The 13,499-nt window shown below is 61.1% G+C and carries 13 protein-coding genes; 5 read left to right on the top strand and 8 right to left on the bottom strand.

The annotated features are described in order from the left end of the window. The first annotated feature begins 2 nt into the window (after positions 1-2). The 4 genes from cyoB to cyoE are packed head-to-tail and all read left to right on the top strand — an operon-like array spanning position 3 to position 3,882. Positions 3-2,021, top strand: a complete 2,019-nt coding sequence (gene cyoB / locus H097_RS04260; RefSeq protein ID WP_032857630.1) for a cytochrome o ubiquinol oxidase subunit I — start codon at positions 3-5, stop codon at positions 2,019-2,021. A gap of 3 nt (positions 2,022-2,024) precedes the next feature. Continuing rightward, positions 2,025-2,648: a cytochrome o ubiquinol oxidase subunit III gene (gene cyoC, locus H097_RS04255; protein WP_029300213.1), complete on the top strand. Its 624-nt coding sequence runs from the start codon at positions 2,025-2,027 to the stop codon at positions 2,646-2,648. After that, positions 2,648-2,983, top strand: a complete 336-nt coding sequence (cyoD, locus tag H097_RS04250) for a cytochrome o ubiquinol oxidase subunit IV (RefSeq protein WP_032857627.1) — start codon at positions 2,648-2,650, stop codon at positions 2,981-2,983. Before cyoC ends, cyoD begins: the two co-directional genes overlap by 1 nt. Before the next feature lie 11 nt (positions 2,984-2,994). After that, positions 2,995-3,882, top strand: a complete 888-nt coding sequence (gene cyoE, locus H097_RS04245; protein ID WP_029300217.1) for a heme o synthase — start codon at positions 2,995-2,997, stop codon at positions 3,880-3,882. A gap of 525 nt (positions 3,883-4,407) precedes the next feature. Here cyoE and H097_RS04240 read toward each other — a convergent pair. From H097_RS04240 to H097_RS04205, 8 genes are all read right to left on the bottom strand, one after another. Beyond that, positions 4,408-5,112, bottom strand: coding sequence for a hypothetical protein (locus H097_RS04240; protein ID WP_032857625.1), 705 nt, complete (start codon positions 5,110-5,112; stop codon positions 4,408-4,410). 108 nt (positions 5,113-5,220) lie between these two features. Then, the gene (locus H097_RS04235) at positions 5,221-6,138 is read right to left on the bottom strand and encodes a GTP-binding protein (protein WP_032857624.1); all 918 of its coding nucleotides are present in this window, start codon (positions 6,136-6,138) and stop codon (positions 5,221-5,223) included. Next, a complete protein-coding gene (locus tag H097_RS04230) occupies positions 6,135-7,871 on the bottom strand; it encodes an amidohydrolase (protein WP_032857623.1) in 1,737 nt (578 codons plus the stop codon). The genes H097_RS04235 and H097_RS04230 overlap by 4 nt, the downstream gene beginning before the upstream one ends. An 87-nt stretch (positions 7,872-7,958) precedes the next feature. Then, the gene (locus H097_RS04225; RefSeq protein ID WP_032857621.1) at positions 7,959-9,140 is read right to left on the bottom strand and encodes an aminotransferase class I/II-fold pyridoxal phosphate-dependent enzyme; all 1,182 of its coding nucleotides are present in this window, start codon (positions 9,138-9,140) and stop codon (positions 7,959-7,961) included. Positions 9,141-9,161: 21 nt separating this feature from the next. Continuing rightward, positions 9,162-9,851 (bottom strand): ABC transporter permease subunit, encoded by a 690-nt coding sequence (locus H097_RS04220; RefSeq protein WP_032857620.1) that lies wholly within the window; start codon positions 9,849-9,851, stop codon positions 9,162-9,164. A gap of 12 nt (positions 9,852-9,863) precedes the next feature. Further along, on the bottom strand, positions 9,864-10,577 hold the full coding sequence (locus tag H097_RS04215; RefSeq protein WP_032857618.1) for an ABC transporter permease subunit: 714 nt from the start codon (positions 10,575-10,577) through the stop codon (positions 9,864-9,866). Positions 10,578-10,595: 18 nt separating this feature from the next. Beyond that, positions 10,596-11,369 (bottom strand): transporter substrate-binding domain-containing protein, encoded by a 774-nt coding sequence (locus tag H097_RS04210; protein WP_032857617.1) that lies wholly within the window; start codon positions 11,367-11,369, stop codon positions 10,596-10,598. 47 nt (positions 11,370-11,416) lie between these two features. Further along, complete coding sequence (locus H097_RS04205; RefSeq protein WP_029300232.1) at positions 11,417-12,199, bottom strand: ATP-binding cassette domain-containing protein; 783 nt, start codon at positions 12,197-12,199, stop codon at positions 11,417-11,419. A gap of 305 nt (positions 12,200-12,504) precedes the next feature. On the opposite strand from H097_RS04205, the gene H097_RS04200 reads away from it, so the two are divergent. Beyond that, complete coding sequence (locus H097_RS04200) at positions 12,505-13,389, top strand: LysR substrate-binding domain-containing protein (RefSeq protein ID WP_032857614.1); 885 nt, start codon at positions 12,505-12,507, stop codon at positions 13,387-13,389. Positions 13,390-13,499 lie beyond the last annotated feature (110 nt).

Here is a 13,499-nt window from a genome sequence, read left to right as displayed (position 1 = left end):
CGATGTTTGGTAAATTAAGTTGGGAAGCGGTGCCGTTCCACGAGCCGATCGTGATGGTGACCATCGCCATGATCGCGCTGGGTGGTCTGGGACTGTTTGCGGCAATCACCTACTTCAAGAAGTGGACCTACCTGTGGACCGAGTGGTTGACGTCGGTCGACCACAAGAAAATCGGCGTGATGTACATCATCGTCGCCATGGTCATGCTGCTGCGTGGTTTTGCCGACGCCATCATGATGCGGACCCAGTTGGCCATGGCCACCGAGGGTTCGCCTGGCTACTTGCCGCCTGAACACTATGACCAGATCTTCACCGCCCACGGTGTGATCATGATCATCTTCATGGCGATGCCTTTCTTCACCGGCCTGATGAACCTGGCAGTGCCGCTGCAGATCGGTGCGCGTGACGTTGCGTTCCCGTTCCTCAACTCCCTGAGCTTCTGGCTGCTGGTTTCCGGCGTCGTGCTGATCAACCTGTCCCTGGGCGTCGGCGAATTCGCCAAGACCGGTTGGGTTGCCTATCCGCCGTTGTCGGGGCTGCAATACAGTCCGGGCGTGGGGATGGATTACTACATCTGGGCGCTACAGCTATCCGGGTTGGGTACGACACTGACGGGGGTCAACTTCCTGGCCACCGTGCTGAAAATGCGTACCCCAGGCATGAAACTGATGGACATGCCGATCTTCACCTGGACCTGTACCTGGGCCAACGTCCTGATCGTGGCTTCGTTCCCGATCCTGACCGCTACCCTGGCACTGCTGACGCTTGACCGTTACATGGATTTCCACATTTTCACCAATGAACTTGGTGGCAATCCAATGATGTACGTGAACCTGTTCTGGGCATGGGGTCACCCTGAGGTGTACATCCTGATCCTGCCAGCGTTCGGTATCTTCTCCGAAGTGATCTCGACCTTTACCGGCAAGCGCCTGTTCGGTCACCACTCGATGGTCTACGCATCGGGCGCGATCTCTGTACTGGGCTTCATGGTCTGGCTGCACCACTTCTTCACCATGGGGTCGGGGGCCAGCGTCAACGCCTTCTTCGGCCTGGCGACGATGCTGATTTCGATCCCGACGGGGGTGAAGCTATTCAACTGGCTGTTCACCATCTACCACGGCCGTCTGCGCTTCACCAGCCAGGTTCTGTGGACCCTGGGCTTTATGGTGACCTTCGCTATCGGCGGCATGACCGGCGTACTGCTGGCCATCCCGGGTGCTGACTTCGTACTGCACAACAGCCTGTTCGTGATCGCTCACTTCCACAACGTGATCATCGGCGGCGCGGTATTCGGCTACATCGCAGGTTTCAGCTTCTACTTCCCGAAAGCGTTCGGCTTCAAGCTGCACGAAGGCTGGGGCAAGGCTGCATTCTGGTTCTGGATCACCGGCTTCTTCGTCGCGTTCATGCCGCTCTATGCACTGGGCTTCATGGGCATGACCCGTCGTCTGAACGCCAGCACCAACCCTGAGTGGGTGCCGTACCTGTACGTCGCCATGTTCGGTGCGGTGATGATCGCTGTGGGTATCGCCTGCCAGTTGATCCAGCTGTACGTGAGTATCCGTGACCGCAAGCAGAACGCCTGCGACTCCGGCGACCCATGGAATGCACACACCCTGGAATGGTCGACCTCGTCGCCACCGCCGTTCTACAACTTTGCCGTGCTGCCTAAGGCCGAGACGATCGATCCGTTCACCGAAGCCAAGGAAAACGGTACTGCGTACCAGCGACCTGTGCGCTACTCGCCGATCCACATGCCGAACAACACCGCCACTGGCGTGGTGATGGGCGCGCTGTTGACGGTATTCGGTTTCGCGATGATCTGGCACATCTGGTGGCTGGCCATCGCTAGCCTGGCTGGCACCGTGATCTATTTCGTGATCCACGCGGCTCGTGATGATCAAGGCTACATGGTGCCGGTCGACGTGATCGAACGCATCGAAGCCGAGCAGCACGCTCGCCTGGTTGCCGAGAAGAAGATTCCGGCCAACCGTGTTGAAACCTCGTTGGAACAGGCTTAAACCATGTCGAACTTAGTGACCAATGCTGGACACGCCCATGTCGATGACCATGGGCACGATGACCACCACGACGCGGGCGAGATGACCGTCTACGGTTTCTGGCTCTACCTGATGACCGACTGCATCCTGTTTGCGTCGATCTTCGCGGTGTACGCGGTACTGGTAAACAACGTAGCGGGTGGCCCGTCGGGCCACGACATCTTCGAGTTGAATTACGTACTGGGCGAAACCGCCTTGCTGCTGTTCAGTTCGATCACCTACGGCTTCGCCATGCTGGCGTTCTTCCGTGGCAACAAGGCAGGCGTGCTGAAGTGGCTGGGCCTGACCTTCCTGCTCGGCCTCGGCTTTATCGCCATGGAGATCAACGAGTTCCACCTGCTGATCTCCGAAGGCTACGGCCCTAGCCGCAGCGGCTTCCTGTCGGCGTTCTTCACCCTGGTCGGTACCCACGGTCTGCACGTAACCGCCGGTCTGATCTGGATGGCGATCATGATGTACCAGGTCAACAAGCATGGCCTGACGTCGACCAACAAGACCCGCCTGAGCTGCCTGAGCCTGTTCTGGCACTTCCTGGACGTGGTCTGGATCTGCGTCTTCACCGTTGTCTACTTGATGGGGACTCTGTAATGGCTAACGCACACTCCCATGACAGCCATGATGCGAGCCACGGCAGCGTAAAGTCGTACGCCATTGGCTTCATCCTGTCGGTGATCCTGACTGTCATCCCGTTCGGCCTGGTGATGTACCCAACCTTGCCGAAGGCCACGACACTGGCCATCGTGCTGTTGTTCGCGGTGATCCAGGTGGTTGTTCACCTGTATTACTTCCTGCACCTGGATCGCTCCCAGGCCCAGCGCAACAACGTGGTTGCGTTTGTGTTCACGGCCATTGTGATCGTGCTGCTGGTTGGCCTGTCGTTGTGGATCATGTTCAGCATCCACACCTACATGATGGCGAAGTGAGGTAAGACCCGATGTCGCTTAAGCACTTTATCCAAATCACCAAACCGGGGATCATTTTCGGTAACGTGCTTTCTGTGGCAGGCGGTTTCTTCCTGGCCTCCAAGGGGCATGTCGATCTGGCCATTTTCCTGGCGGCAATGATCGGCACTTCCCTTGTTGTGGCGTCCGGTTGCGTGTTCAACAACTGCATTGACCGTGACATCGATATCAAGATGGAGCGCACCAAGAATCGCGTGCTGGTCCAGGGCCTCATCTCCCTGAAACTGGCACTGATCTTCGCGACCGTCCTCGGTGTTGCCGGCGTTGCGTTGCTGTACACGGTGGCCAACCCGCTGGCGGCGTTGTTTGCCGTGATCGGTTTTGTCATCTACGTCGGCCTCTACAGCCTGTACCTCAAGCGCAAGTCGGTTCACGGCACGCTGGTGGGCAGTCTGTCGGGGGCGATGCCGCCGGTGATTGGTTATGTGGCTGTGACCAATAGCTTCGACATGGCTGCGCTGGTGCTACTGGTGATGTTCAGCCTGTGGCAGATGCCGCACTCTTACGCCATTGCGATCTTCCGTTTCAACGACTACCTGGCGGCTTCGATTCCGGTACTGCCGGTCAAGCGTGGCATCCAGGTGGCGAAGAAGCACATCCTGCTCTACATCCTGGCCTTCCTTGTGGCGACCTTGATGTTGACCTTCAGTGGCTACGCCGGCATGAGCTACCTCGCCGTGGCCGCAGCCATGGGCATGTACTGGTTGTACATGGCCTGGACTGGCTACAAGGCGGTGGATGACACCGTCTGGGCGCGCAAGTTGTTCGTCTTCTCGATCTTCACCATCACCGCCTTGAGCGTGATGATGTCCCTGGATTTCCAGGTGCCGAAAGAGTTGCTGCTGACTTACGCCCACTGAGTTGGGATGCAATGAAAAGCCCCGCCTTCGAGAGAAGAGCGGGGCTTTTTTGTGGGGTGTTGGGGATGGTTTGGTATGAGTACATATCCATTTTTGCGGTCACGGCGGCTATTGGTTCCGCTCTTACAGCGGGTCACTTTTGGAGGGACCCAAAAGTAACCAAAAGGTCCTCGCCCCACCACTCGGTGCCTCGCCTAGGCTCGGCATGCCCACAGTCAGGCATTGCTCCGTGGGCCCGCCGCGATCGGCCATCCATGGCCGTGTCGCGGCTACCCCGGCATTCATGCCGGGGTGCCCACTGCGCAATACCTGCCTGCGGCCATCGTGGTTTAACGGGGCGCCTAAGATCAAAGGCAAGATCAAGATCAAGATCAAAAGCAGAGCAACAGCAAAACCAGAGCGCGGAGCTGCTTACCTGTGGGAGCGGGCTTGCTCGCGAAAGCGGTGTATCAATCAACAAATAAAGTGACTGACACTGCGCATTCGCGAGCAAGCCCGCTCCCACATTTAGAGGTGGGGTAGGGCTTATTGCTGGGCGATGCTGTAACCGTCAAACGCCGTCTGCTGCTGCAACGCGGTAACGATGCTCTTGCGCGTCAACGGCTGCTCGGCACCGGCGTTATCCACAAAGGTCTCGCTCTCAAGCTCGGCCTCATCGCCTTCACCCACAAAGCTGAAACCGAGGAATTCCAGCGCCTCGCGGTCAACATTGAGTTTGGAGCGCGGCGTGCGCAAGGGCAGGGTGACGCTGATGCCATCCTTGCTGATCACAAACACTTCCACTTCCTTCTTCGCCCGTGCAGCCTTGCCTTTGCCGGCGCTCGGATTGCTGATGGCCTGGTGGGTCTGGTTCAGCACCTTGAGGGCCAGGCCGTAGACCAGTTCCTGGAACTCTGGGTCGTCCTTGAAGCTGGAAAGGATGCGGCTGATCGAGAACTTGCAGCTCAAGTCTTCGAGGGCGGCGTTGTCGGCGGCTTCGGCGTCCTTGAGCTGCTTGAGCTGGCCCATCAGGTCGTAGGCCTGGTCATCGTCAAAGGCGTCGTGGGCCTGGCGGATGGCGATGCGCAATTCGCGGATCTGGTCGCTTTCCTTGGAGGTATGGAAGGCGTCCAGCACCATTTCACTGATGTTCTTGGCCGCTGGCACATGCTGTGAAAGATTGATGGCGTTTTCGTATTCAGCTTTGGATTGCAAGGTGACTACGGATTCTTCGGTGCGGGAATCGGACATTGAAATTTCACTACTTCTGTAAGCGGGGAGACGAAAAAAGCGTCGGGCATTTTCAAGGGCCAGGGTAGCAAGGTCAAGGCGGCACTCTGCCTTCATCGTCATCCGCGTCTACAGGCCCTGCATCTCCTGCAGTTGCGCTTCCAGCGCTGCCCGCAAGCCACTGCCGCGTCGGGCGATAAACACCAGTTGCGCCGAGTTCTGCGCATGTTCGCCGCTGGCCAGGGTGAACTGGCTGCGATTGCCCACGTGTTGCAGCCAGAACGGTTGCTCGTTGCCCTGCAAATGCACCAGGCCTTTTAGGCGGAACACGTCCTTGGGCAGTTGCCCCAGCCAATCGCGCAGGGTCTTGGCCGGTAGGGCCTGGGTGCCTTGCCAGGTCCAGCTTTCAAACAGTTCATGGTGCGGCGCGGGCACGGGAGTGAAGCCGTTGCGCGGGCTGCGTTCGCCCAGCAGCAGGGCGTCGGGGATCTGCGCCTGAACGGTGCTGATCACCCGCGTGCGCGCGCCGATAGTTGCACGCAGGCTTTGCAGTTCGGCGGCGCTGACCAGATCGGCCTTGTTCAGCAGCACCAGGTCGGCGCAGGCCACCTGGGCGCGGGACAGCCGGGCGAACTCGCCTTCCAGGTGGCTATAACCGCTGGCGTCCACCAGGGTGATCACGGTATCCAGGTGCAGGTGCGCCTTGAGCTGTGGATAACCCAGGGTCTGCACAATGCGCTGCGGGTCGGAGACACCGCTGCATTCGATCACGATGCGATCCAGGCGTGGGTGCAGCTGGCTCAGGCTCACCAGTTGCGCCAGCAGATCCTCCTGCACCGTGCAGCAGATGCAGCCGTTCTGCAGGCTGAATACCGCATCGGTGACTTCGGCGATGATCGCCGCATCGATATTCAGCTCGCCAAAGTCATTGACGATCACCGCCATCCGTCCGTGTTGCGGCTGCTGCGCGATGCGGTTGAGCAGGGTGGTCTTGCCTGCGCCGAGAAAGCCCGAGACCAGCGTGACGGCAATGCTGTCGTTATTCATTCGATCACCGGCGGCAGGCCTTGCCACACGGCTTGCAACGCCGTATCTGCAAACGCGTTGAGACGGTCGTAGACCGGACGGCCATCGACAAAGGTCAGCAGCACCTGGGTCTGGTGGATGTAGTTGCGCGCCGGCTGGGCGAACAGGTCGCGGTCGATCACGATCAGGTCGGCGCACTTGCCCACTTCCAGGCTGCCGGTGGAATGCTCCAGGCCCATGGCGTGGGCGCCGTTGAGGGTCGCCACTTGCAGTGCCTGCTCCAGGGTGATCGGTTCGCCGAAGCAGTCCGGTTCCTGGTTCCACGGGTTCTGCCGGGTGACCATGGTTTCCAGGGCCAGCCATGGGTCAATCGAGGCCACCGGCCAATCGGTGCCCATCACCGCCAGGCCGCCTTCGGCCAGTACGCCTTTGAAATCATAGATGCGCTTGAGGCGCTCGGCGCCATAACCGGAACGGGCGCCGCTGGCAAACGGTGTCGGGTACCAGGCGGCCGGGGAAAACTCGGCGATCACGTTCAGCGCCTTGAAGCGCTTGAGGTTGCCCGGATGCAGCAGCGTGCTGTGGGCGCACTGGTGCCGGATGCCGCTGTCGCCATTGACCCGCCGCGCCTCGGCCACCGCATCGAGGAATACATCGGAGGCGCCGTCGCCGGTGCAGTGGGCGATCACCCGCAGGCCGCGACGGTCCATGTCTACCACCATGTCGGTGATGTGTTCCGGGGTCAGGTTGAGCTTGCCGCGCCAGGTGGAATCCGCTGCCCATGGGGTCATCAGGTACGAAGACTTGGGCTCCACGGTGCCGTCGAAGTGGAATTTCACCGCGTTGGCATTCAGCCGCGCGCTGCGATAGTAGTGACGTTCGCCGCCGAGCAGTTCCCAGCGCCGGCGCACTGGGAAGATATCGTCCTGCCAACTGATCGCCGCTTCTACACGTACGCTCAATTCGCCGGCGTCGTCCAGTTCCTTGAGGGCGTCCAGGCGCCGTTCGCAGACGTGTACGTACTTGGTCGCGGTGACACCGCGCGAACTCTGGAAATGCACGCCGTCGCGATAGGCCCGGCGCAGCACTGCCACCGGGGTCGGCGGCATGGCTGCATGGATCAGTGCGTAGGCGCCGTCGATCAGCAGGCCGTTGGGCTCGCCGCTGAGTTCGTCGCGCTCCATATAGCCGTTGCGCGGGTCGGCGGTGTGGCGGTCGATGCCGGCCAGTTGCAGGGCCTTGGAGTTGACCATCATGGTGCCCCACATCCGGTCCAGCAGCGCCACCGGGCGGTCGGGCATGATGCTGTCGAGCCATTCGCGACCTGGGGTCAGGCCATCTTCGCGGAAGGTGTAGCGCACCCAATATTGGCCGTAGATCCAGCCATCACCGGGGTGGGCGTCGGCATAGGCGTGGATCGCCGCCGCCAGTTGTTCGGGGGTGGGGTCTTCGATACCCACATCCAGGTCATCGCTGTAGCGCGGGGCCAGGGCGAGGTCGGGGTGGGTGTGCATGTCGTGCAGGCCGGGCATGCAAAATGCACCTTGCAGATCATGTTGGCGGGTCTGCGGGCCGATCAGGTGTTGCAGGTCGGCGAACGTGCCCACCGCGATAAAACGTCCCCCGCGAATCGCCACCGCTTCGGCCCACGGCTGGGCCGGGTCGAGGGTGTAGAGGCGGCCGTTGTGCAGCACCAGGTCAGCGTGCTCGCCGACAACGGAGTGGGTGGAAGTGAATTGGTCGGAAGCGGTCACGGGGGAAACCTCAATATTCAAGACGAACAAAGATCAAATGTGGGAGCAGGCAAGCCAGCTCCCACATCAATCCCAGTGTTCACATAATCAGCGGTTGGCTCTCAGGCCCTCGACAAACCCGGCAATGCGCTGGCAGGCGTCTTTGAGGGTGTCGTCGGCGACGGTAAAGGAGATGCGCACAAAGCCCTCGGCACTGGCGCCAAACGCCTGGGCATCGAGCACCGAGACGCCGGTGGCGCGGAACAGCTGCCAGGCAAAGTCCATGCTCGACAGCCCCGTGCGGCGCACGTCTACCAGCATGAACATCCCGGCTTGCGGCACCCGGCAATCGAGGTCGGTAATACCACCGAGGCCCGCTACCACCAGGTCACGCCGACGGCGATACACCGTGCGCGCATCGCTGACCACTTCGTCATCCAGTTCCAGGGCCTTGACCGCCGCTTCCTGGATAAACCCGGGCAAGCCATAGAGCATGCACAGCAGCAGGTTATCCAGGTGGCCCACCAGTGCGGTTGGCGCTACTACCCAACCCACGCGCCAGCCGGTCATGGCGTGGGTTTTCGACAGGCTGTTGAGCACCACGGTACGCTCGGCCATGCCCGGCAGCGAGGCGATGCTCAGGTGTGGCTGGTCGTACGTGATTTGCCCGTAGACCTCATCGGAAATCACCCACAGGTCATGCTCACGGGCGACTTCGGCCACCAGCTCCAGCTCTTCGCGGCTGTAGACATTACCGGTGGGGTTACACGGCGTGGCCAGGGCAATGCCCCGGGTCTTGGCGGTAATGGCTTTTTCCAGCGCCGCGCGGGTCAGGCGAAACCCGTTGGCCGCCGGTTGCTCGATGGTTGCGATGCGTGCACCGGAAGCGTGGATGCACGCTTCGTACGTCAGGTACATCGGTTCCGGCACCAGCACTTCGTCGCCCTGGCTGAACAGGCACAGCGAGGTGGCGAACAGGCCGTTTTGCGCGCCGGCCACCAGGGCCACGTTATTGGCGTGTACGGCAATCCCTTGCAGGCGGCTTTGCTTGGCGGCAATCGCTTCGCGCAGGGCCGGCCGGCCGAGGACGTGGGTGTAGTGAGTGTCGCCGGCGCGCAGGGCGTCGACGGCGGTTTCGCAAATGGCGCTGGCGGTGGCGAAGTCTGGATCGCCCACGCTCAACACGATCACATCTTCGCCACGACCACGGGCTTCGACGGCCGCGTAGTGAATATCCCAGGCGCTGACGGACTCGCCACTAATGCGCTCGACAAACGGTGAATAACGCATCCTTGTTCTCCTAAAATTGATTCAAGCCTGGCGCTGCGGGACTTTGCCCCAGCGCGAGAAGACGTGTTCGATCACGAACGCCAGGACAATGTAGATCACCGCCACGGCCAGCAGGGGTTCGTACACCCGCAGCGTCTGCGCCCGCACCAGGTTGGCGGCGCCGAGCAAGTCGGTGACGGCCACGGTGGAGGCCAGCGCGGTGGCCTTGAGCAGCAACACGGTCTCGCCGACCAATGTCGGCTTCACCAGCTCCAGGGCCCGTGGCAGCCAGACCCGGCGCAGCACCATCAGGCGCTTCATGCCAAAGGCCCGCGCGGCTTCGAGTTCGCCCCGTGGCACGGCCCGCAGCGCGCCGCGCAGCACTTCGCCGACATAGGCGCCGACACACAGAATCAGGGCCAGGGCCACGTACCAGAAACCTTCACGCAGGTACGGCCAGAGAAAACTGCCGCGAATCAGCGGGTAACTGGCAAACACACTGCCCACGCCGTAGTACAGGATGTAGATCTGCACCAGTAGCGGCGTGCCCCGGAATACCGCGGTGTAGGCGCGCAGCGGCGCACTGATCAGTGGGTTGGACGACAAGCGCCCCAATGCCACCAGCACCGCCAGCAAGAAGCCGAACACCCCGGACAAGGCCAGCAACTTCAGGGTGATACCCAGGCCGTGCAGCAGCTCGTTGGCAAAACTGTTGATCCATGAAAAGTCCATCAGCTGCGCTCCTTAGTGCTGCGGCATCCAGCGGTTGATCCGGCGTTCGAACACCCGGAAGGCGCCGTTGGAAACCAGGGTGATGATGAAATACACCGCTGCCACTGCCAGGTAGAACACCAGGTAATGCTTGGTAGAGCCGGCAGCCTGCTTGCCCACCGAGAGCAACTCGCTGTAGCCGACGATGCTGATCAACGCGCTGTCCTTGACCAACACCAGCCACAGGTTCGACAGGCCGGCCATGGCAAACGGCAGCATGCTCGGCAGCAGCACCCGGCGCACCAGCAGCCAGCGCTCGATGCCAAAGGCCCGCGCGGCTTCCAGTTGGCCGACGGGAATGGCCTGGATCGCGCCACGAATGATCTCCGCCGAATAGGCGCCCTGGACGATGCCCAACACCAGCACCGCAGCGATAAAGCCGTTGACGGTCACGCTGTCGCGGCCCATCGCCGCCATCGCCATGTTCAGCAGGTCCGTGCCGGCGTAATACAGCAGCAAAATCAGCAGCAACTCCGGCACCGCGCGGTACAGCGTGGTGTAGAGGTTGGCCAGGCGTACCAGCCAGCGCGGGCCCTTGAGTTTGATCATGGCCACCAGCAGGCCGATGCCCAGGCCCAGCACAAAAGCCCCGGCGGAGATCTGCAAGGTCACCACCGCCCCTTGGAGCAGGGCGTTGAGCCAGCCGTCGGCGACGAACAGCTGGGTGAGTTCGGACAAAGAAATCATGGCGCTTTCCGTTGGACGTTATTGCGCGGAAATATCGACGCTGAAATAGCGGCTGCGAATTTTGTCGTAGGTGCCATCGGCCTTGATTGCCGCCAGCGCCGTGTTGAGCTGCTCGCGCAACGGGGTGTCACCCTTGCGCACGGCGGCCCCGATGCCCGACCCGAACAGCGGGTCTTTCGGCGCCAGGCCCTTGTCGGCCAGGCCGCTGCCGGCGGCGGACTTGAAGATCGGTTCGATGGTCAGGGCGTCGGCCAGCATCACGTCGATCCGCCCGCTTTGCAGGTCGGCGGTCATGTCGTCCTGGGTGTTGTAGTAGCGCAAGGTCGAACCCTTGGCGTAGTAGGCCTTGAGGTAGGTGGCGTTGGAGGTCGAGCCCTGCACGCCGATCAGCTTGCCTTTGAGGCCCTCGGGCGTGGTGACCAGCTCCAGGCTCTTGTCGGCGACCCACATGGCCGGGGTCTGGTAGTAAGGCGCGGTGAAGTCGATGACCTTTTCGCGCTCCTCGGTGATGCTCAGGGAGTTGAGGATCACGTCGATCTGGCTCGATTGCAGGGCGGGAATCAAGCCGTCCCAGGACACTTCCTTGAGCGGGCATTGGGCCTGCATGCGCTCGCACAGGGCCTTGATCAGGTCCGGCTCGAAACCGCTCCAGGCGCCATTGCCGGCTTTTTCGGAGAATGGCGGGTAGGGTTCCAGGGCGATGCCGAAGACGATTTTGTCGGCGGCAACGGCACTGTGGGACAGCACGGCGAGCACGCAGCCGGCGGCGAGGGATTTCAGAGAGTTGTGCATGGCTTGACCCTTTCGAAGTTATTGTTTTGAAGGATGGAAGCGGCAGTTCAAACGCGATTGTCCTGGGCCATGACGAACTGGCGGCAACGCTCGCTGGTGGGGTTCTGGAAGACTTGCTGTGGCGTGCCTTCTTCTTCAACCAATCCTTGGTGTAGAAACATGACTTTGCTCGATACGTCGCGGGCAAACGCCATTTCGTGGGTGACGAGGATCATGGTGCGGCCTTCTTCGGCGATGCCCTGGATCACCTTCAGTACTTCGCCGACCAGCTCCGGGTCGAGGGCCGAGGTGGGCTCATCCATCAGCAAGACGCGCGGGCGCATGGCCAGGGCGCGGGCGATGGCCACGCGCTGTTGCTGGCCGCCGGACAGGAAGGCGGGGAAGGCATCGCGCTTACTGGCCAGGCCGACTTTTTCCAGCAGGTGTTCGGCGTGGGCGATGGCGTCCTTGCGGTCTTCACCCAGCACATAGACCGGTGCTTCGATGACATTTTCCAGCACGGTGCGGTGGGGCCACAGGTTGAAGCTCTGGAACACCATGCCCAGTTGCGTGCGCAGACGAGCGACTTGATCCGGGTCGGCAATCAGCGGGTTGCCGGCGCGGTCCTTTTTCAGGCGCACTTCTTCGCCGTTGATGCGCAGGCTGCCGCTGCACGGGATTTCCAACAGGTTGATGCAACGCAGCAGGGTGCTTTTGCCCGAGCCGCTGGAACCGATCAACGACACCACATCGCCTTCGTTGGCGCGCAGGGAAATGCCTTTGAGAACATGGTGCGCGGCGTAGCTCTTGTGCAGAGCATCAATGGCGACCACCGGGGTGACTGGGTTCAAGGGTTATCCCTCTTTATTTTTGTAAATTGATCAACCTGGACACCGCCCCCTGTAGGAGCTGGCTTGCCAGCGAAAAACGCAAGAACACCACGTTTATCCAGCGTGCCCACGTCATCGTTGACTACCCGCGCCGGCAAGTTTGGGAGTGCCGTGCTGAAGATCGAGAATAGCCACTGGCCATTTGAGGTCAATCGAGCATTTTTCCGTCGATCTTGAAATTTAATTCAACTGTCCGCTTTACGAGTGGCTATGTCTGACGGTCGATTACGGCTATGGTGCGGGTAACTTTGAGCAGGTGAACACCCATGCGTTACCCCTCCATGACCGCCTTGCGGGCGCTGGACGCGGTGGCCCGGCTGGGCAGCGTGTCCGAGGCTGCCACCGAGCTGAACCTCACCCCCAGTGCCATCAGCCACCAGATCAAGAGCCTGGAGCAGACCCTGGGTTTTGCCCTGACCGAGCGCACCGGGCGCAATATCCGCATCACCTGGCAGGGCGAGCGCTATGCCCGTGATATCCATGGGCTGCTGGCCAATATCCTTGAGGCCGGGCAGCGGTTCGATGGCCAGCAGGTCAGCGGGCGCCTGTGTATCAGCAGCCCGGCGGGGTTTGCCACTTATTGGTTGTGTACCCATATCGCCGACTTCCAGGCGCTTTATCCACAGGTCGAATTGCACCTGATTTCACCGCGCACGCCAGATGACACCAGCGACCACGGCGCCGACCTGTTTATTGCCTACGGTATGGGCGACTGGCCCAACCAGCATGTGCAGAAGATCGTTTCGCTGCGTTATTTTCCGGTGTGCAGCCCGCGCCTGGTCAACACCATGGGCGGCCTGAAGACCCCGGAACACCTGGCGGGCGCGCCGTTGCTGCACATGATCGACTACTCCGACTGGCGCGTGTGGCTGGCCGCCGCCGGGGCGCCGAATGTCGATGTGCAACGCGGCATCGTGTTTGCCGATGCGCATTTTGTGCAGTCGGCGTGCATCGCCAGCCAAGGCATCGCCATGGGCGACAACTTGATCAGTGGCGAGGCCCTGGCCAGGGGCTTGCTGGTGCGGCCGTTCGAAACCGAGATCGAATCCAATCGCGGTTATTACCTGGTGGCCGATCACCAGAAAGTCGAGCGCCCGGTGGTGCAGGCGTTTGGTGAGTGGGTGAAGTCGCAGTTGGGCGGCGGGCTTTAGTTTCAGGCGATCCGTGAATTTTTTTTGCCAATGGCCGGCAAAATTTTTGCTTGTCCGCCCTCGGAGTGCCGCCTAAGGTCTGGCCAATCGACACAGAACAATAAGAAGGA

This window comes from Pseudomonas sp. FH4 (assembly GCF_000510915.2).
GTDB lineage: Bacteria > Pseudomonadota > Gammaproteobacteria > Pseudomonadales > Pseudomonadaceae > Aquipseudomonas > Aquipseudomonas brenneri.
This window is presented reverse-complemented; position numbering and strand designations above follow the sequence as displayed.

What these genes read in the sequence shown, in the direction of transcription:
- cyoE (WP_029300217.1), top strand. Translation starts at nt 2,995, where the DNA reads ATGTCGCTTAAGCACTTTATCCAAATCACCAAACCGGGGATCATTTTC.
- H097_RS04225 (WP_032857621.1), bottom strand. Translation starts at nt 9,140, where the DNA reads ATGCGTTATTCACCGTTTGTCGAGCGCATTAGTGGCGAGTCCGTCAGC.
- cyoC (WP_029300213.1), top strand. Translation starts at nt 2,025, where the DNA reads ATGTCGAACTTAGTGACCAATGCTGGACACGCCCATGTCGATGACCAT.
- cyoB (WP_032857630.1), top strand. Translation starts at nt 3, where the DNA reads ATGTTTGGTAAATTAAGTTGGGAAGCGGTGCCGTTCCACGAGCCGATC.
- H097_RS04210 (WP_032857617.1), bottom strand. Translation starts at nt 11,369, where the DNA reads ATGCACAACTCTCTGAAATCCCTCGCCGCCGGCTGCGTGCTCGCCGTG.
- cyoD (WP_032857627.1), top strand. Translation starts at nt 2,648, where the DNA reads ATGGCTAACGCACACTCCCATGACAGCCATGATGCGAGCCACGGCAGC.
- H097_RS04240 (WP_032857625.1), bottom strand. Translation starts at nt 5,112, where the DNA reads ATGTCCGATTCCCGCACCGAAGAATCCGTAGTCACCTTGCAATCCAAA.
- H097_RS04235 (WP_032857624.1), bottom strand. Translation starts at nt 6,138, where the DNA reads ATGAATAACGACAGCATTGCCGTCACGCTGGTCTCGGGCTTTCTCGGC.
- H097_RS04220 (WP_032857620.1), bottom strand. Translation starts at nt 9,851, where the DNA reads ATGGACTTTTCATGGATCAACAGTTTTGCCAACGAGCTGCTGCACGGC.
- H097_RS04200 (WP_032857614.1), top strand. Translation starts at nt 12,505, where the DNA reads ATGCGTTACCCCTCCATGACCGCCTTGCGGGCGCTGGACGCGGTGGCC.
- H097_RS04215 (WP_032857618.1), bottom strand. Translation starts at nt 10,577, where the DNA reads ATGATTTCTTTGTCCGAACTCACCCAGCTGTTCGTCGCCGACGGCTGG.